Here is a 16,921-nt window from a genome sequence, read left to right on the forward strand (position 1 = left end):
TCGGTTTTATTCATAGCTCATTGAAATAGAAGGTTTTTATTCCTGGGCACAAGTTCTGCAATGGTCCTGGCGGCAGGCACCCGACGGGTGTCGATCTTGACCACCAGCAAGCGGAACCGGCCCATGACAGCTCCAGCCCAACCCCCTCGCACTGCCCATATCATCCGCAGCGATGCCGAAGCCATCAGCATCGCCCGGGACCTGGCCCGGCGCTTCGCCGTGGAAGCCGCGGTACGTGACCGTGAACGGCGCCTGCCGGTGGCCGAGCTGGACGAGTTCTCCGCCAGCGGCCTGTGGGGCATCACCATTCCCCGCGAATACGGCGGTGCCGGGGTGTCCTATGTGACCCTGGTGGAGGTGATCAAGATCATCTCCGCCGCCGACCCATCCCTGGGCCAGTTGCCGCAGAACCACCTGGGGGTGGTGGACATCCTGTTGCAGACCGGCAGCGAGGAGCAGAAGCGCCGCTACTTCAGCCAAGTGCTGCGGGGCTATCGCTTCGGCAACGCCTTCTCCGAGGCCGGTAGCAAGCATGTCGGCGCCTTCCAGAGCCAGATCCGCTTCGACGGCGACCAGGCCCGGATCGATGGGCAGAAGTTCTACTGCACCGGTGCCTTGTTCGCCCATATCGTCCCGGCAGTGGCCGTGGATGAGGACGGCCAGGCCCATATCGCGTTCATCGAGCGGGACAACCCCGGGCTGACGGTAATCGATAGCTGGGACGGCTTCGGCCAGCGCACCACCGCCAGTGGCGGGGTCAGCCTGCAGGCGGTGCAGGTGCCGCGCAGCGCGGTGATCCCGGCCCACCGGGCCTTCGACCAGCCCACCGCCGATGGGCCGATCTCCCAGGTGATCCAGGCCGCGATCGACACTGGCATCGCCGTCGCCGCCCTGGAGGATGCCAAGCTCCACGCCCGGCAATCCCGGCCCTGGATCGACAGTGGCCTGGACCATGGCTGGCAGGATCCCTACACCATCGCGGCCATCGGCGACCTGGAGTGGCGGGTGCACGGTGCCGAGGAAATCCTCACCCGCGCGGCCCAGGCCATCGACCAGGCCCTGGCCAGCCCTGATGCGGACAGCGTCGCCCAAGCCTCGCTGGTGGTGGCCCAGGCCAAGGTGCTGTCCACCGAAAGCGCCTTGCTCGCGGCCAGCAAGCTGTTCGAACTGGCCGGAACTCGTTCGGTGTCGGCCAGGTACAACCTCGACCGCCACTGGCGCAATGCCCGGACCCACACCCTGCACGATCCGGCCCGCTGGAAATACCACCTGATCGGCAATTTCCTGCTCAACGGCGTCAAGCCGGCCCGCCACGCCTGGAACTGAAGGACAGCCCCATGAATGCCTTGACTCGACCCGATACCCCCCAGGATGCCCTGGCCCGCAATGCCGAACAGTTGCAGCGGGCCCGAGCCCTGTTGCACCAGACCCTGGCCTACGTACGCCAGCAAGCGCGGCCGTGGCCGGGCAGCGGCTTGGCGCAGGCCAGCCAGGACCCCTACGTGATCAGCCGCTTCGGTGACCTGCATATCCGCATCGAAGTGGCCGCGGCCCTGCAGGAGCGTGCCCAGCGCCACTTGCACGCGGAGCAGGACCCGGCCCAGACCCGGGTCGCCCTGGCGGAGGCGGCGATCGCCGTCGGCGAAGCGTTGCTGGCTGCCAGCAACGCCGAGTTCGAACTCACCGGCCAGCGCAGCCCGCAGCCCTCGACCCTGGACGACCCGCTGCGTTGGAAGTACCAGTTGATCGGCAACTATCGCCTCAATGGCGTGTTGCCCGAAGGTTCGGGAGTGCTGCCTGATGCCCCGTGAGATCCGCCTCAATGCCTTCGACATGAACTGCGTCGGTCATCAGTCTCCCGGGCTCTGGGCCCACCCCCGGGATCGCTCCTGGCAGTACAAGGACCTGGAATACTGGACCGACCTGGCGCGAATCCTCGAGAGGGGCAAGTTCGACGGGCTGTTCATCGCCGATGTGCTGGGCATCTATGACGTCTACAAAGGCAACGGCGAGGCGGCGATCCGCCAGGCGGCCCAAGTGCCGGTGAACGATCCGCTGCAACTGATTCCGCCCATGGCCCTGGTCACCGAACACCTGGGGTTCGGCCTGACCGCGTCGCTGTCTTTCGAGCACCCTTATCCTTTCGCCCGGCGCCTTTCCACCCTCGATCACCTGACCAAGGGCCGGGCCGGTTGGAACATCGTCACCTCGTACCTGGAGAGCGGTGCACGCAACATCGGCCAGCAGGCCCAGACCGAGCACGACGCCCGCTATGACTACGCCGAGGAGTACCTGGAGGTCTGCTACAAGCTCTGGGAGGGCAGTTGGGAAGACGGCGCGGTGCTGCGCGACCGCGAGCGGCGGATCTTCAGCGATCCAAGCAAGATCCACGAGATTCGCCACCAGGGCAGGCACTTCCAGGTGCCGGGCATCCATTTGTGCGAGCCTTCGCCGCAGCGCACCCCGGTGCTCTACCAGGCCGGGGCCTCCAGCCGGGGCAAGCAGTTTGCTGCCGAACAGGCCGAATGCGTGTTCGTCGCGGCGCCCTCCAAGGTGTTGCTGAAAAAGACCGTGGCCGATATCCGCAGCCGCGCCGCCGAGGCCGGGCGCGATCCGTCGAAACTGCTGATCTTCAACCTGCAGACGGTGATCCTCGGCGAGACCGATGCCCAGGCCAAGGCCAAGTTCGAGGAGTACAAGAGCTGGGTCAGCTACGAAGGCGCCATGGCCCTGATCAGTGGCTGGACCGGCATCGATTTCAGTCGCTTTCGCCCCGACGAACCGCTGCAGCATGTGCATACCAATGCCATCCAGTCGGCGGTGGAGGCCTTCTCCACGGCAGATCCGAACAAGGTCTGGACACCCCACGAGCTGGCGGACTGGGTGGGCATCGGTGGTTTCGGCCCGTTGTTCGTCGGTGGTCCCCAGACCGTGGCCGACCTGTTGCAGGAGTGGGTCGAGGAAACCGACGTGGATGGCTTCAACCTGGCCTACGCCTTGACCCATGAAACCTTTATCGACGCGGTGGAACTGCTGGTGCCGGAGTTGCAGAAGCGCGGGGCGTACAAGACCGACTATGCGCCAGGTACCCTGCGCGAGAAGCTGTTCGGCGCAGGCCCCAGGTTGCCCGAGAGCCATCCGGGCAGTGCCTGGCGCGATCTCGGCGCGCAACGCCAGGTGGTAGCGGCTGCCGAGCCGGTGCGGCTGCGCCCGGCGGCGCAGCGGCCGTAGTGCGTCACTCGGTGTCCGCTGGCGGCAGCGGTCACGCGGGGGCACCAGGGAGCGGTCATGGAAATGTACGAGTCGCTGCGACACTGGGCCCGGGTGCGGCCCTTGGCCAACGCCCTGCGTCACAAGCGCCGGGGCCGTTGGCATGGTTGGCGCTGGATCGATGTACTGCGCGATGTCGAGCGCCTGGCCGATGGCTTGCGCCAGCATGGCCTTGGCTGGCGCTCCCGGCTGATCCTGAGTGGGGCGTTCGAGCCGGACCTGCTGCTTTTGGCCCTGGCGGCGCGCAGCCTGGGGGCCGAGGTGGCGAGCCTCGACGACCAGTCGCCCATCGGGGCCTTGCGTCAATGCCTGTGGCGCTGGCGGCCCAGCCATGTGTTCGTCGGCAGCGGCCGGCAACTGGCGTGCTGGATGGCGGCGGGGGAGAACGGCGTGGCCCCCGGCCTGCTGATCGTCCGTGAGTCGCCAGTCGGCTTGGCGAGTTCGCGCCAGTCCTGGCTGGCCTTCAGTCAGTTGCTGGGGCCCGGCAGTGGTTCCCGGCACCAGGCATCCTGGCGTCAGCGCAACGCTACCGGACAGTTGTGGAGCGAGGAGGGGACCCAATGGCCGGGCGGGCTGGAGGTGTTGCTCGGGCAATGGCTGGGTAGCGGGCACAGCCTGGCGTTTCCTGAAAACCAGGGTTCGGCGGCCCGTGACCGGCGCGAAGTGGCTCCTAGCGACCTGCTGCTGTCACCGCTGCGTTTGCAGGGCCTGGCAGAGGAGATCGAATCCCGCCTGGGGCCCGTCGGTAGCTGGCGCCGACGCTTGTGGGGCTGGACCATGCGCCATCCGCGCAGCGCCCTGGCGCGGCTGCTGGAGCGCCAGGTGCGGCGTGTTCTGGGCCTGGCCCGCCTGCGCTTCATCTGGCAGCCGATGCCGTCCCAAGGAGCGCTACCGGGCTGGATCGGCAGGTTCGAACGCCGCCCCGGATAGGCCACAGCGGATGGCGTCCTACTTTGGTACTGCCTGGCGAATCCGGCCGTGGTGCAAGCCTATTATCTTGCTGGGGATGTTCCAGGTGCCGGGCCAGGCATTACCCTGCTGCACGGGAACGCCCCATGCCCACCCGGGGCCAGAGTCCCGGCCAATCCTGACCGCGAGCACTTCATGAACCAGACCCCAATCGGGCAACCGGACCCTGTCCCCCGCGATGCCGAGATCCTGATCATCGGTGGCGGCCTCAGTGGCGCCTCGCTGGCCGCGCAATTGCTACGCCAACCGGGGCGGCGCCGCATCCTGGTGATCGAGCCGCGTACCGAGCTGGGGCGCGGCGAGGCCTATAGCGCCACCGAACTGGGCCATACGCTCAATGGCAATGCGGCGCGCATGAGCATCGACCCGGACAACCCCGACGACCTGACCCAGTGGCTGACCCAGCATATCGCCGAAGGTGGCTGGCCCGAATCGGCCGGCCAGCCGGTGCCCATCAGCGAGCTCTTCCCGCCCCGGGGGCTGTTCGGGGTCTATGTCCAGCAGCGTTTGGCCGAGGCCCGGGCGCTGGGTTTGGAGCAGGGCTCCTCAGTGGAGCATGTGCGCAGTGAGGTGGTGGACCTGCAGGGCCATGAGGGCGGGATTGCACTGACCCTGGCCGATGGGCGCCAGTTGCGGGGCGCGGTGGCGGTGCTGGCCACGGGCATGTTCCCCGCCGCCCGTACTCGGCAAACCCATTCCAGTGGCCTCAACGCTGCCGCCCTGGACCCTTGGGATGTGAATGCCATGGCGCGCCTGGACCCGATGTCCAGGGTGCTGATCATCGGTTCCGGGCTGACCATGGTCGATGCGGTGGTGTCGCTGGAGCAAGCCGGGCACCGGGGCCCCATCGAAGTGTTTTCCCGCCACGGGCTGCTGCCCCATGTCCGTCGGCAACCGCCGGCCTGGGTCGACTTCCTGGGCCAGGCCCCGGCGATCCGCAGCCCCCGCCAATTGCTCCGCGAGCTGCGTCGCCAGTGCTGCCAGGCCCTGGCCCAGGGTATCGACTGGCAAGCGCCGTTGGACACGGTGCGGGTGCATATCCCGCGTTTGTGGAGCCAGGCCAGCGATTTCCAGCGTCGCCAGTTCGTACGGCATGTGCGGCCCTGGTGGGAGAGCCATCACCATCGTTCGCCGCCCTTGAGCGATGAACTGGTGAGGCGCCTGCATGCCCAGGGTCGGCTGCGGATCCATGCCGCCAGCTACCAGGGGTTGGAGCCGGACAGCGAGGGGCACCTGGCGATTCGCTTGCGTTATCGCGGCAGCCGGGAAAGCACGCGGGTGTTGGGCGATGCCTTGATCAACTCCAGTGGCATCGAGTACGACTGGCGCCGGGTGGACCGGCCCTTGCCCCGGCAGCTCCTGGCCCGGGGCCTGGTGCAACCGGGACCGCTGGCCCTGGGCATCAGTGCCGAGCCCGACGGCGCGGTGCATGACGCCCAGGGCCGGGCCGGCGAACGCCTGTTCGCCATGGGCCCGCCATTGCGTGGCCTGTGGTGGGAAAGCACTGCGGTCACCGATGTGGCCCTGCAAGCCAAGGCCCTGGCCATACGCCTGGCAGCATTGTTGTAGCCGCTGGCGGGCATTGGGCTTGGCGTGATGAAGGTCCTGCGGGCCTTGACGCAGCCTCGCCCTGGCCCGGCAGCGGTTACAAGGTGATCCAACGTTGCTCCCGGGCGGCCAGGCGGATCGCTGCCGCCAGCCGTTCCACTTCCCAGGCTTCCTGGAAGTCGGTGCCGTCTCGCCCCTGGCCGCACATCGCCATGAGCAGTTCCTGCACTTCCAGGGTCTTGAGCTCGTTGTAGCCCAGCTGGTGCCCCGGCGCCGGGCTGAAGGCCGCGTAGCCGGGCAGGGCCGGGCCGGCCAGCAGGCGCTGGAAACCCGGTTGGCCGGCCCGATACAGGCGCAGTTCGTTCAGGCGTTCCTGGTCGAAGGCCAGGGTACCCAAGGTGCCGCTGATCTCGAAGGCCAGGTGATTCTTGTAACCGTGCTTGATCCAGCTGCTGCCCAGGCTGCCCCGGGCGCCATTGGCGAAGCGCAGCAGCGCATGGGCCTGGTCATCCACGGCGATGGCGCGGCGCTCATGGCTGCCGGCCCGGACAGGGCGTTCAGGGTGCACGGTATGGGTATCGGCGCACACCGCCACCACCGGCCCCATAAGAAAACGCGCCATGGCCAAAAGGTGACTGCCCAGGTCCGCCAGGGCGCCGCCTGCTTGTTGCGGGTCGCAACGCCAGGACCAGGGGGCGTCCGGATCGGCCATGAAATCCTCGCTGAATTCACCCTGGAAACTCACCAGTTGCCCCAGCTCGCCTTTGTCGATCAGCTCCCGGGCCAGGACGATCAACGGATTGTGCTGGTAGTTGTAGCCGACCCGGGTCACCACCCCGGCCGCCTGTGCGGCTTGATGCATCTGCCGGGCCTGTTCGCTGGTCACGGCCAGAGGTTTTTCGCAGTACACCGCCTTGCCGGCTGCCAGGGCCGCCATGGCCATGGGAAAGTGCAAGTGATTGGGGGTGGCGATCGCCACCAGGCCGACCTGGGGATCATCGACCAACTGGCGCCAATCCGTGTGGGCCTGGGCGAACCCCCAAGCTTTGGCACACTGCGCGGCGCGTTGCCCATCGGCATCGGCCAGGGCCGCCAGGCGCGGGCGCACCGGCAGTTCGAATACCGCACCGACACTGCGAAAAGCCAGGGCGTGGGCGCGCCCCATGAATCCGGTTCCGATCAGCCCAACGCCCAGTTCATCCATCGCCGCACCTTTGGAGTTGTTGTGGTAGGGATGGCTATTTATGGAATAAAAATTTCTTTAATTCAATATTGAGAATAAATATTCTTTTTGTGCGCCCCTGTAGGAGCATCGCTTGCTTGCGATGGTCGTTAACGATGACTTGGATTGCCTGACGGGACGCGGTGTCCTCGGGTTCATCGCGCGCAATCGAGCGTCCACCGGCTGCTGCTACAGGTTTATGTGGGGCATGAAAAAGGCAGCCTGCAGGCTGCCTTTTTGTACGGCGCAGGTGGCTCAGGACAGGAAGCCGCCATCCACGTTCAGCGCAGTGCCGGTGGTGTAGCTGGAAGCGTCGCTGGCCAGGTAGAGCACCGCACCGGCCATCTCGCTCGGGTCGGCTACGCGCTTGAGCGGGATCTGCGCCAGGGCGGCGTTGCGGATGCTGTCGTTCTTGACCAGGGCCGAGGCGAACTTGGTATCGGTCAGGCCCGGCAGCAGGGCGTTGCAGCGGATGCCGAACTGCGCGCATTCCTTGGCGAAGACCTTGGTCATGTTGATCACCGCGGCCTTGGTCACCGAGTAGATGCCCTGGAACAGCCCCGGCGATACGCCGTTGATCGAAGCCACATTGATGATGCTGCCGCCACCGTTTTCGCGCATCAGCTTGCCGGCTTCCACCGACATGAAGAAGTAGCCGCGGATATTCACGTCGACGGTCTTCTGGAAGGCACCCAGGTCAGTGTCCAGCACATTGCAGAACTGCGGGTTGGTGGCGGCGTTGTTGACCAGGATGTCCAGGCGCCCGAACTGCTCGCGGATGGCGGCGAACACCTGTTGGATCTGCTCCATCTCACCGATGTGGCAAGCAATGGCGGTGGCCTTGCCGCCGGCGGCGACGATGGCCTCGGCCACCTCCTGGCAGCCTTCGAGCTTGCGGCTCGAAACGATCACATGGGCGCCTTGCTGGGCCAGCAACTTGGCAATGGCCTCGCCGATGCCACGGCTGGCGCCGGAGACGAATGCGATCTTGCCGTCGAGGTCGAACAACTGAGTCTTGGACATGGTTTTTCCTTGTTGGGCGGTCAGGCGCCGAAGCGCCCTCAGAGGCTGGATTTGCCGATGACTTGCAGGCTCATCTGCTCCAGCAGCTTGTTCATGTGGATGAACTGCGCGAAGCGTTTGTCCTGGGTCTGGCCGTGGTAGAAGCGGTAGTAGATCTGCTGCACGATGCCCGCCAGGCGGAACAGGCCGTAGGTGTAGTAGAAGTCGAAGTTGCCGATCTGGATGCCGGAGCGCTCGGCGTAGTAGTCGACGAACTGCTGGCGGCTGAGCATGCCCGGGGCGTTGCTTGGCTGGCGGCGCATCAGTTGCACCGGCCCCGGGTCGCTGGCCTCGATCCAGTAGGCCAGGGTGTTGCCCAGGTCCATCAGCGGGTCGCCCAAGGTGGTCAGTTCCCAGTCCAGCACGCCGATGATCTGCATCGGGTTCTGCGGGTCGAGGATCACGTTGTCGAAGCGGTAGTCGTTATGCACGATGCTCGAGGTCGGATGGTCGGCGGGCATCTTGTCGTTGAGCCAGGCCTTGACCACGTCCCACTGCGGGGCATCGGGAGTCAGGGCTTTCTCGTAGCGGTCGCTCCAGCCCTTGATCTGGCGCTGCACATAACCTTCGGGCTTGCCCAGGTCGCCCAGGCCGCAGGCCTGGTAGTCGACCCGATGCAGCTCGACGAAGCGGTCGATGAAGCTCTTGCACAGCGCCTGGGTGTGGCTGGCATCGAGATTCAGTTCCGCTGGCAGGTCGGAGCGCAGGATGATGCCCTTGACCCGCTCCATGACATAGAACTCGGCACCGATCACCGATTCGTCGGTGCAGTGCACGTAGGCCTTGGGGCAGTACGGGAAGCCGTCCTTGAGCTGGTTGAGGATGCGGAACTCGCGGCCCATGTCGTGGGCCGACTTGGCCTTGTGGCCGAATGGCGGGCGGCGCAGGACGAATTCCTGCTCGGGGTATTCCAGCAGGTAGGTGAGGTTCGAGGCACCGCCGGGGAACTGGCTGATCCGTGGCGTGCCGGTCAGGCCGGGAATCTGCGCCTTGAGGTACGGATCGATCAGAGCGGCGTCGAGTTCTTCACCGGAGCGGGTGCGGGTGGACTGGTCTGTAAGCGCCATGCTTATCCCTTCTGCTTATTCTGGAGGCCAGAGATTATTGACTAATCTAATGCGCGCGCTGGCCCCCCACAATCGCGATGGGCCGTTATTGGCGTGGGTGTTGCTGGACAATCATTGTTTTTGATACAGGCGTTTGAACCGCTGCCAAGAGCATAGGCGCTGTTCGGGATTCAGCCGCGACCGGGTAGCGGCAGGGCCAGGGGGGTCAGCAAGGGCTGGCCGGAGAAGTGCGCCTGCAGGTTGCGGCCGACCATGTCCATGGTGTCGCGGCTGGCCTCTGGCGACAGCCCGGCGACATGGGGGGTGAGCACCACGTTGTCCAGGCGCTTGAAGCGCTCCGGAACCCCAGGTTCGGCATCGAACACGTCCAGGGCCGCTCCGGCGAGCCGACGCTGCTCCAGTGCCAGCAGCAGGGCCTCGGTATCTACCACGCTGGCCCGCGCCACATTCACCAGGAAACCCTCGGGCCCCAGGGCCGCCAGCACCTCGTGGTCCACCAGGTGCCGGGTCTCGGCGCCACCGGGGGTGGCGATCACCAGCAGGTCGACGTCCCGGGCCAGTTCCAGCAGGGTCGGGCAGAAACGATAGGGCTGCTCCGGTCGCGGCTGGCGGCTGTGATAGCTGACCTGCATGTCCAGGCCCAGGGCACAGCGCCGGGCGATGGCCTGGCCCACCGCGCCGAGCCCGAGGATGCCCAGGTGCATGCCGGTCAATGACGGGCGCGTGACTTTCGGCCAATGCCCCTGGCGTACCGCCGCGTCCGCCTGGGGGATGCCGCGCACCAGGGACAACAGCAGCGCCAGGGCGTGGTCGGCCACCGACGGGGCATTGATCCCGGCGCCAGTGGTCACGGCGATCCCGCGATTGCTCGCTGCTTGCAGGTCCACCTGCTCGTAGCCGGCGCCGATCACGCAGATGATCTGCAACCGGGGCAGGGCGCCGATCTCCTGTGCGCTCAGGCCCAGGGGGCCACGGGTCAGCACAGCGTCGATCTGCCCGGCGTGGTCGATGATCGCCCGGGCCCTGGCAGCGGGCGTCTGGGCCAGGATCAGCACAAAGCCCAGCGCTTCGAGCCGTGGCAGGTAGGCATTGAAATTCTCAACCAGGACCAGGACGGTGGCGGGCATGGTGGACTCCTCAGGTTATCGAGACAGGGTTTGCCGCAACTGGAAGATATTGCCTTCCGGATCGATACCGTCGCAGACCCGGGCGTCCTTGAACTGCCATTCACGTTCGGGTTCGTACAGCCGCCCGCCAGCACCGGCGGCGCGTTGCCGGGCCAGATCCAGGTCACTGACCCAGAACACTGGCTTGCAGGCGGATTCGCTGCGGGGCAGGGGGGGATCTTGCAGGACGATGCGCGCGGCGATCGCCGCCGGTACCTGGATCAGCGTCAGCTCCATGCCCTGGTGTTGCAGTTGCAGGTAGTCGGGCTGTCGCTCGCTGACGGGCCAGTCCAGCAGTGCGCTGTAGAACCGCGCCAATGCTTGTGGATCAAGGCTGTAGAGCACGAAGCCGGCAACACTCATGGGCAACTCCAGTCGGACGATGGCGAAGGCTCAAGAGTGCGCATTAGCCGGGTATTTGGCAATGCCCGGAACAGCCGTTGCCGGGGAGTGGCGCCGTGATCGGCGCGTCCCGGGCATTGATTGCAAGATCAGAAGGCGACGTCGACGGTCGCGGCGAGGGTGACGAAGGCGCCGTCCAGGGTGGTGTTGTGATGATCGATGATCTTGCGCGCCCCCAGGTATGGGGTGTCCATGCAGGTATGGGCATCCTGCACCAGCAGTGCGGTAAAGCCCAGGTCGCCGGCGGCGCGGCAAGTGGCATCGACGCAGTATTGGGTCTTCATGCCGACGATCACCAGCTCACCGACCTGGGCCTGGTGCAGGCGCTCGGCCAGCCCGGTGCCGGTGAAGCAATTGGGGCGCCTCTTGTCCAGTACGCAGTCTTGTTGCTCGTCCACTTCCAGGGTCGGCAGCAACTGCCAGAACGGGCTGCCGGGAGCGATGGGCGAGTCCGCTGTACCGGTATGGCGCATGGCGAAGATCGGTGCCCCGGCCTGGCGGGCGCGACGGATCAGCTGGTTGATGTGGTCCAGGACCTGTTCGCGCTGGTAGGGCTTGTCCGGTCCGTTGAACAGTCCGACCTGCATGTCGATGACCAGCAGGGCGCGCTTGGCGTTGGGTGAAGGCATCTTGTCTCTCCTTGTTGTGCCAGCCGGACGGAGAAACAAAAGGCCCCGTCCATTGCTGGCGGGGCCTTGGTTGTCACTGTGCTTGCTTCATCCTGCACAGCCACCACACGACCCGCCGGAGGCAGTCGTGGTGTAGGTGGTAGGGATGAGCGGATAGGCATTCATGGGTCCGATCATGCCGTTCGTCGCCGACTCCTGTCAACGCAGGCGCGGGTCGGCCGGGATTCGCCAGGGGTGAGGCGATAAGCCGCTTTGACGGGCTGATCGGCACCTGCGAAAAAGCCGCAGGACCAGGGAGAGGGCCGGGCCAGACGCCTTGCGACAAAAACGGACATTATTGCTGCAACGCAGGTGCCATTCCTCCGCTGAGTCTATGCAGCGCCCTTGGAATCCCGGACAATCGCGCCCCCCTCTGTTTGCTCGGGGTTCTGTCTGTCGGGTATTCCGACGCGCTTCGAGCCAACGGCAAACGACCGGAATGTGGAGATCCCACCGGATGAATGATCAGGCCAACAGCGTTGATCAACGCTTTGAAACGGCGGCCCCAGCGACCCTGAGCAGCTGGAATCGCCAAGACACCACTTGGATGCTGGGCCTGTTCGGCACCGCCATTGGTGCCGGTACCCTGTTTCTGCCCATCAACGCTGGCCTCGGCGGCTTCTGGCCGTTGCTGATCCTGGCGCTGCTGGCCTTCCCCATGACCTTCTACGCGCACCGTGGCCTGACCCGCTTCGTGCTCTCCGGACGTGACGGCGCCGACATCACCGAGGTGGTGGAGGAACATTTCGGGATCAAGGCCGGGGCCCTGATCACCTTGCTCTACTTCTTCGCCATCTTCCCCATCCTGCTGATCTACAGCGTGGCCCTGACCAATACCGTCGGCAGCTTCATGGAGCACCAGCTGCACATCGCCCCGCCGCCGCGGGCGATCCTGTCCCTGGTGCTGATCCTCGGCCTGCTGGCGGTGGTGCGCTGTGGTGAGCAGGTGATCGTCAAGGCCATGAGCCTGATGGTCTACCCGTTCATCATCGCCTTGCTGTTCCTGGCGGTGTTCCTGATCCCGCACTGGAACGGCGGCATCCTCGCCACCGCCGGCGATATCCCGGCGCCATCGGCCTTCCTGCATACCCTGTGGCTGGCGATTCCGGTGATGGTGTTCTCCTTCAACCACTCGCCGATCATCTCGGCCTTCGCCGTGGACCAGAAGCGCCGCTACGGCCAGCACGCCGAGCAGCGCAGCTCGCAGATCCTGTCTCGCGCCCACCTGCTGATGGTGGCCATGGTGCTGTTCTTCGTCTTCAGCTGCGTGTTGACCCTGTCGCCGGCCCAACTGGCCGAAGCCAAGGCGCAGAACCTGTCGATCCTGTCCTACCTGGCCAACCACTTCAGCAACCCGACCATCGCCTTCGCTGCGCCGCTGATCGCGTTCGTGGCCATCGCCAAGTCGTTCCTGGGCCACTACATCGGTGCCAGCGAAGGCCTCAAGGGCCTGATCATCAAGAGCGGCCGGCGCCCGGGCGCCAAGACCCTGGACCGGGTGACCGCGGCCTTCATGCTGGTGATCTGCTGGGCGGTGGCGACCTTGAACCCTAGCATCCTGCGCATGATCGAGACCCTGGGCGGCCCGGTGATCGCGGCCATCCTGTTCCTGATGCCGATGTACGCCATCCGCAAGGTGCCAGCCATGGCGCGCTATCGCGGCCAGGCGTCCAACGTGTTCGTGACCCTGGTGGGCCTGGTGGCCATCACCGCACTGGTGTACTCGCTGGCCTCCTGAGGCCGGGCTTGCCAGTCGCAACCCAATAGCTGCAAGCAACGCCGCCGGTGCTTCACTGCACCGGCGGCGTTGTCGTTCATGGGGGGATGCGGCACCTGTGCAGCAGGAAGCGCAGGAGTCGCGCAGCGCGAGCGGGTTGGCCGCAGCCTTGTTCCGGGCTCGAGGTCGAACGTCGCGGGGTTGGCGCGGCGCTCTGTTGCCGGGGGGGAGAAGGGACTGAGGTCGGGGCAATAAAAAACGCCGCGTATCGTGGAATACGCGGCGTTCTTTCTACAGCGCTAGAACCTTAGGCTTGCACCACCGGGATCTTGGCGTTGGCTGCCGCTTCGCGGAACTCGGCGATCTGGTCGAAGCTCAGGTAGCGGTAGACGTCGGCAGCCATGCTGTCGATGTCCTTGGCGTATTGCATGTACTCCTCGACGGTCGGCAGCTTACCGATGATCGAAGCGACAGCGGCCAGCTCGGCCGATGCCAGGTACACGTTGGTGGCGTCGCCCAGGCGGTTCGGGAAGTTACGGGTCGAGGTGGAGACCACGGTCGAACCGGTCTGCACGCGTGCCTGGTTACCCATGCACAGCGAGCAGCCTGGCATTTCCATGCGCGCACCGGCCTTGCCGTAGATGCCGTAGTAGCCTTCTTCGGTCAGCTGGTGAGCGTCCATCTTGGTTGGCGGAGCCAGCCACAGACGGGTCGGGATACCACCCTTGACCTTGTCCAGCAGCTTACCGGCAGCGCGGAAGTGACCGATGTTGGTCATGCACGAACCGATGAACACTTCGTCGATCTTCTCGCCCTGTACCGAGGACAGCAGGCGGGCGTCGTCCGGGTCGTTCGGCGCGCAGAGCACAGGCTCCTTGACGTCGGCCAGGTCGATTTCGATGATTTCGGCGTATTCGGCATCGGCGTCGGCCGACAGCAGCTCAGGCTTGGCCAGCCAGGCTTCCATGGCCTGGGCACGGCGCTCCAGGGTACGGGCATCGCCGTAGCCTTCACCGATCATCCAGCGCAGCAGGGTGATGTTGGACTGCAGGTACTCGGCGATGGCCTTTTCCGGCAGCTTGATGGTGCAGCCGGCAGCGGAACGTTCGGCCGAGGCGTCGGACAGTTCGAAAGCTTGCTCGACGGTCAGGTCGTTGAGGCCTTCGATCTCCAGGATGCGGCCGGAGAAGGCGTTCTTCTTGCCTTTCTTCTCGACGGTCAGCAGGCCTTTCTGGATGGCGTAGTAAGGGATGGCATGAACCAGGTCACGCAGGGTGATGCCAGGTTGCAGCTTGCCCTTGAAACGCACCAGGATCGACTCCGGCATGTCCAGCGGCATGACGCCGGTGGCAGCGGCGAAGGCTACCAGGCCGGAACCGGCCGGGAACGAGATGCCGATCGGGAAGCGGGTGTGGGAGTCGCCACCGGTACCCACGGTATCCGGCATCAGCATGCGGTTCAGCCAGCTGTGGATGATGCCGTCGCCAGGACGCAGGGACACGCCACCACGGGTGCGGATGAAGTCAGGCAGGGTGTGGTGGGTGGTGACGTCGATCGGCTTCGGATAGGCCGCGGTGTGGCAGAACGACTGCATGACCAGATCGGCGGAGAAGCCCAGGCAAGCCAGGTCTTTCAGTTCGTCGCGAGTCATCGGGCCAGTGGTGTCCTGGGAGCCGACGGTGGTCATCTTCGGTTCGCAGTAGGCACCCGGGCGCACGCCCTGGCCTTCTGGCAGGCCGCAAGCACGGCCGACCATTTTCTGCGCCAGGGTGAAGCCCTTGCCGGAGTCGGCAGGCTGCTCTGGCTTCTTGAACAGGTCGGAAGCACCCAGGTTAAGCTCGGCACGGGCCTTCTCGGTCAGGCCACGGCCGACGATCAGCGGGATACGGCCGCCGGCGCGGACTTCGTCCAGCAGCACTTCGGTCTTGAGTTCGAAGTTGGTGACCAGCTCGTTGCTGTCATGGCGACGTACTTCGCCCTTGAATGGATAAACGTCGATGACGTCGCCCATGGCCAGGTTGGTGCAGTCGAATTCGATCGGCAGGGCGCCGGCGTCTTCCATGGTGTTGTAGAAGATCGGGGCGATCTTGGTGCCGAAGCAGAAGCCACCGGCGCGCTTGTTCGGAACAAACGGGATGTCGTCGCCGAAGAACCACAGCACCGAGTTGGTGGCCGATTTACGCGAGGAACCGGTACCGACCACGTCACCGACGTAGGCGACCGGGAAGCCCTTGGCCTTGACCGCTTCGATCTGCGCCAGTGGGCCGACCGAACCTGGTTGCGAAGGCTCGATGCCATCGCGAGCCATCTTCAGCATGGCCAGGGCGTGCAGCGGGATATCAGGGCGCGACCAGGCGTCCGGGGCAGGGGACAGGTCGTCGGTGTTGGTTTCGCCAGGCACCTTGAACACGGTCAGGGTGTATTTGTCGGCGATGGCGGGACGGGCGGTGAACCACTCGCCGGCGGCCCAGGAGTCCAGCACGGCCTTGGCGTGGGCATTGCCGGCCTTGGCTTTTTCGGCCACGTCGTGGAAGGCATCGAACATCAGCAGGGTGTGCTTGAGCTGTTCGGCGGCGACGGCGCCCAGTTCGGCGTCATCCAGCAGCGCGACCAGAGTCTCGATGTTGTAGCCGCCCTGCATGGTGCCCAGCAGTTCGGTGGCGTGCTTGCGGTCGATCAATGGCGATTTTGCTTCGCCCTTGGCCACGGCGGAGAGGAAGGCGGCCTTGACGTAGGCAGCTTCGTCGACTCCTGGCGGAACGCGGTTGGTGATCAGGTCTACGAGGAAGGCTTCTTCGCCGGCCGGCGGGTTTTTCAGCAGCTCGACCAGGCCTGCAGTTTGTTCGGCGTTTAGCGGCTGGGGAACGATACCCAGTGCTGCACGCTCTTCGATATGTTTGCGGTAGGCTTCAAGCACAGTTATTACCCTCATCAGTGGTCCCAAATGGGTGTCCGGGACGCTCATCCCGAAATTGCCGTACTCATGCGCTGCGTGGCGTTGTGGGCCACTTAGCCAGAATTACCGACAATTCCTTACAGAAGCTGCTTTCAAAGTTTTACGCCTGCAGAACGGGAGCTGATGAGGGTTGGCTCCGGGCTTTTCCCCGCTGGAAAAACCCTTCGCCAACACCGCTCTGAAGGAACGACTGTGCTCGTGACGCTTTGAAAACAGCTTCAAACGGACATTGGCGCCTAAAAAGGCTGGATGATTCTACGGCAAAAAAAATCTAAACGTAAGTTGGCGTATTGAAGTTTGAGGGGTGATCAATGTTAGACAAAGGGCTAACATGCCGGCCTGTTTTGCTTTCCCGCGTGACCTTCACCTATGCCTAACCAGACCATCAAGACCCCCTGCGTCGGCCTCTGCTCCACTGTCTACGGCGACCTGGTGTGTCGTGGCTGCAAGCGCTTCCACCACGAGGTGGTCAACTGGAACGGCTACAACGAGGATGAGAAGCGCGCGGTCTGGCTGCGCCTTGAACAGCTGCTGGTGCAGGTGATGACGGCCAAGCTGGAAGTCTTCGATCCAGCACGCCTGCGGGCCCAGCTGGAGCAGCGCAAGATCCGGTTCGTGCCCCACCAGTCGGAATACTGCTGGGCCTACCAGCTGATCGCCCGGGGCGCGCGGGTGATCAACCAGTTGGATGCCTACGGGATGGTGCTGTTGCCGGAGTTTCGCGATTGGGGCTTGCCGGAGTTGCGCGACGCCATCGATCGCGAGTTCTTCCTGCTCTCCGAGGCCCACTACCAGCGCTATATCGCCCCGGGTTTCCTCAAGGACGCGCTGGGCTCCTGAGTGAGCCGCGTGGCGGGGCGGCTTGCCTCGCCAC

At 65.1% G+C, this 16,921-nt stretch carries 14 protein-coding genes; 7 read left to right on the forward strand and 7 right to left on the reverse strand.

Annotation, left to right across the window (positions count from 1 at the left end):
• The first annotated feature begins 123 nt into the window (after window positions 1-123).
• The 5 genes from GDH07_RS11045 to GDH07_RS11065 all read left to right on the forward strand — a co-directional run bounded on the left by GDH07_RS11045 (window position 124) and on the right by GDH07_RS11065 (window position 5,808).
• Complete coding sequence (locus GDH07_RS11045; protein WP_152897550.1) at window positions 124-1,326, forward strand: SfnB family sulfur acquisition oxidoreductase; 1,203 nt, start codon at window positions 124-126, stop codon at window positions 1,324-1,326.
• An 11-nt stretch (window positions 1,327-1,337) separates the two neighbouring features.
• Window positions 1,338-1,811 (forward strand): acyl-CoA dehydrogenase, encoded by a 474-nt coding sequence (locus GDH07_RS11050; RefSeq protein WP_022643995.1) that lies wholly within the window; start codon window positions 1,338-1,340, stop codon window positions 1,809-1,811.
• Window positions 1,801-3,231 carry an LLM class flavin-dependent oxidoreductase gene (locus GDH07_RS11055; protein ID WP_152897551.1) on the forward strand — a complete coding sequence of 477 codons (1,431 nt, stop codon included), beginning with the start codon at window positions 1,801-1,803 and terminating at the stop codon, window positions 3,229-3,231. The genes GDH07_RS11050 and GDH07_RS11055 overlap by 11 nt, the downstream gene beginning before the upstream one ends.
• A gap of 57 nt (window positions 3,232-3,288) precedes the next feature.
• On the forward strand, window positions 3,289-4,200 hold the full coding sequence (locus GDH07_RS11060) for an acyl-CoA synthetase (protein WP_152897552.1): 912 nt from the start codon (window positions 3,289-3,291) through the stop codon (window positions 4,198-4,200).
• A gap of 174 nt (window positions 4,201-4,374) precedes the next feature.
• Window positions 4,375-5,808: an FAD/NAD(P)-binding protein gene (locus tag GDH07_RS11065; protein WP_152897553.1), complete on the forward strand. Its 1,434-nt coding sequence runs from the start codon at window positions 4,375-4,377 to the stop codon at window positions 5,806-5,808.
• 76 nt (window positions 5,809-5,884) lie between these two features.
• Here GDH07_RS11065 and GDH07_RS11070 read toward each other — a convergent pair whose 3' ends face one another.
• The 6 genes from GDH07_RS11070 to GDH07_RS11095 all read right to left on the reverse strand — a co-directional run bounded on the left by GDH07_RS11070 (window position 5,885) and on the right by GDH07_RS11095 (window position 11,335).
• Complete coding sequence (locus GDH07_RS11070) at window positions 5,885-6,991, reverse strand: Gfo/Idh/MocA family protein (protein ID WP_152897554.1); 1,107 nt, start codon at window positions 6,989-6,991, stop codon at window positions 5,885-5,887.
• Window positions 6,992-7,264: 273 nt separating this feature from the next.
• Complete coding sequence (locus GDH07_RS11075) at window positions 7,265-8,032, reverse strand: SDR family oxidoreductase (RefSeq protein ID WP_022644000.1); 768 nt, start codon at window positions 8,030-8,032, stop codon at window positions 7,265-7,267.
• 38 nt (window positions 8,033-8,070) lie between these two features.
• Window positions 8,071-9,138, reverse strand: coding sequence for a phosphotransferase family protein (locus GDH07_RS11080; RefSeq protein ID WP_085598831.1), 1,068 nt, complete (start codon window positions 9,136-9,138; stop codon window positions 8,071-8,073).
• A gap of 170 nt (window positions 9,139-9,308) precedes the next feature.
• Window positions 9,309-10,265, reverse strand: a complete 957-nt coding sequence (locus GDH07_RS11085; RefSeq protein ID WP_152897555.1) for a 2-hydroxyacid dehydrogenase — start codon at window positions 10,263-10,265, stop codon at window positions 9,309-9,311.
• 15 nt (window positions 10,266-10,280) lie between these two features.
• Window positions 10,281-10,667, reverse strand: coding sequence for a VOC family protein (locus GDH07_RS11090; protein ID WP_022644003.1), 387 nt, complete (start codon window positions 10,665-10,667; stop codon window positions 10,281-10,283).
• 128 nt (window positions 10,668-10,795) lie between these two features.
• Window positions 10,796-11,335 carry a cysteine hydrolase family protein gene (locus GDH07_RS11095; RefSeq protein ID WP_152897556.1) on the reverse strand — a complete coding sequence of 180 codons (540 nt, stop codon included), beginning with the start codon at window positions 11,333-11,335 and terminating at the stop codon, window positions 10,796-10,798.
• A 496-nt stretch (window positions 11,336-11,831) separates the two neighbouring features.
• On the opposite strand from GDH07_RS11095, the gene GDH07_RS11100 reads away from it, so the two are divergent.
• Window positions 11,832-13,112, forward strand: coding sequence for a serine/threonine transporter (locus GDH07_RS11100; protein ID WP_152897557.1), 1,281 nt, complete (start codon window positions 11,832-11,834; stop codon window positions 13,110-13,112).
• Window positions 13,113-13,398: 286 nt separating this feature from the next.
• Here the strand turns inward: GDH07_RS11100 and acnB are convergent, their stop codons facing one another.
• Entirely contained in the window at window positions 13,399-16,008 is a 2,610-nt protein-coding gene (acnB, locus tag GDH07_RS11105; RefSeq protein ID WP_053130612.1) for a bifunctional aconitate hydratase 2/2-methylisocitrate dehydratase, read from the reverse strand.
• A 408-nt stretch (window positions 16,009-16,416) separates the two neighbouring features.
• On the opposite strand from acnB, the gene GDH07_RS11110 reads away from it, so the two are divergent.
• On the forward strand, window positions 16,417-16,887 hold the full coding sequence (locus GDH07_RS11110) for a DUF1289 domain-containing protein (RefSeq protein ID WP_022644007.1): 471 nt from the start codon (window positions 16,417-16,419) through the stop codon (window positions 16,885-16,887).
• Window positions 16,888-16,921: the final 34 nt, after the last annotated feature.

It is taken from the genome of Pseudomonas piscis, from assembly GCF_009380155.1.
Classification (GTDB): Bacteria; Pseudomonadota; Gammaproteobacteria; order Pseudomonadales; family Pseudomonadaceae; genus Aquipseudomonas; species Aquipseudomonas piscis.

What these genes read in the sequence shown, in the direction of transcription:
- GDH07_RS11055 (WP_152897551.1), top strand. Translation starts at nt 1,801, where the DNA reads ATGCCCCGTGAGATCCGCCTCAATGCCTTCGACATGAACTGCGTCGGT.
- GDH07_RS11080 (WP_085598831.1), bottom strand. Translation starts at nt 9,138, where the DNA reads ATGGCGCTTACAGACCAGTCCACCCGCACCCGCTCCGGTGAAGAACTC.
- GDH07_RS11110 (WP_022644007.1), top strand. Translation starts at nt 16,417, where the DNA reads ATGCCTAACCAGACCATCAAGACCCCCTGCGTCGGCCTCTGCTCCACT.
- GDH07_RS11050 (WP_022643995.1), top strand. Translation starts at nt 1,338, where the DNA reads ATGAATGCCTTGACTCGACCCGATACCCCCCAGGATGCCCTGGCCCGC.
- GDH07_RS11100 (WP_152897557.1), top strand. Translation starts at nt 11,832, where the DNA reads ATGAATGATCAGGCCAACAGCGTTGATCAACGCTTTGAAACGGCGGCC.
- GDH07_RS11070 (WP_152897554.1), bottom strand. Translation starts at nt 6,991, where the DNA reads ATGGATGAACTGGGCGTTGGGCTGATCGGAACCGGATTCATGGGGCGC.
- GDH07_RS11065 (WP_152897553.1), top strand. Translation starts at nt 4,375, where the DNA reads ATGAACCAGACCCCAATCGGGCAACCGGACCCTGTCCCCCGCGATGCC.
- GDH07_RS11060 (WP_152897552.1), top strand. Translation starts at nt 3,289, where the DNA reads ATGGAAATGTACGAGTCGCTGCGACACTGGGCCCGGGTGCGGCCCTTG.
- GDH07_RS11075 (WP_022644000.1), bottom strand. Translation starts at nt 8,032, where the DNA reads ATGTCCAAGACTCAGTTGTTCGACCTCGACGGCAAGATCGCATTCGTC.
- GDH07_RS11090 (WP_022644003.1), bottom strand. Translation starts at nt 10,667, where the DNA reads ATGAGTGTTGCCGGCTTCGTGCTCTACAGCCTTGATCCACAAGCATTG.
- GDH07_RS11045 (WP_152897550.1), top strand. Translation starts at nt 124, where the DNA reads ATGACAGCTCCAGCCCAACCCCCTCGCACTGCCCATATCATCCGCAGC.
- GDH07_RS11085 (WP_152897555.1), bottom strand. Translation starts at nt 10,265, where the DNA reads ATGCCCGCCACCGTCCTGGTCCTGGTTGAGAATTTCAATGCCTACCTG.
- GDH07_RS11095 (WP_152897556.1), bottom strand. Translation starts at nt 11,335, where the DNA reads ATGCCTTCACCCAACGCCAAGCGCGCCCTGCTGGTCATCGACATGCAG.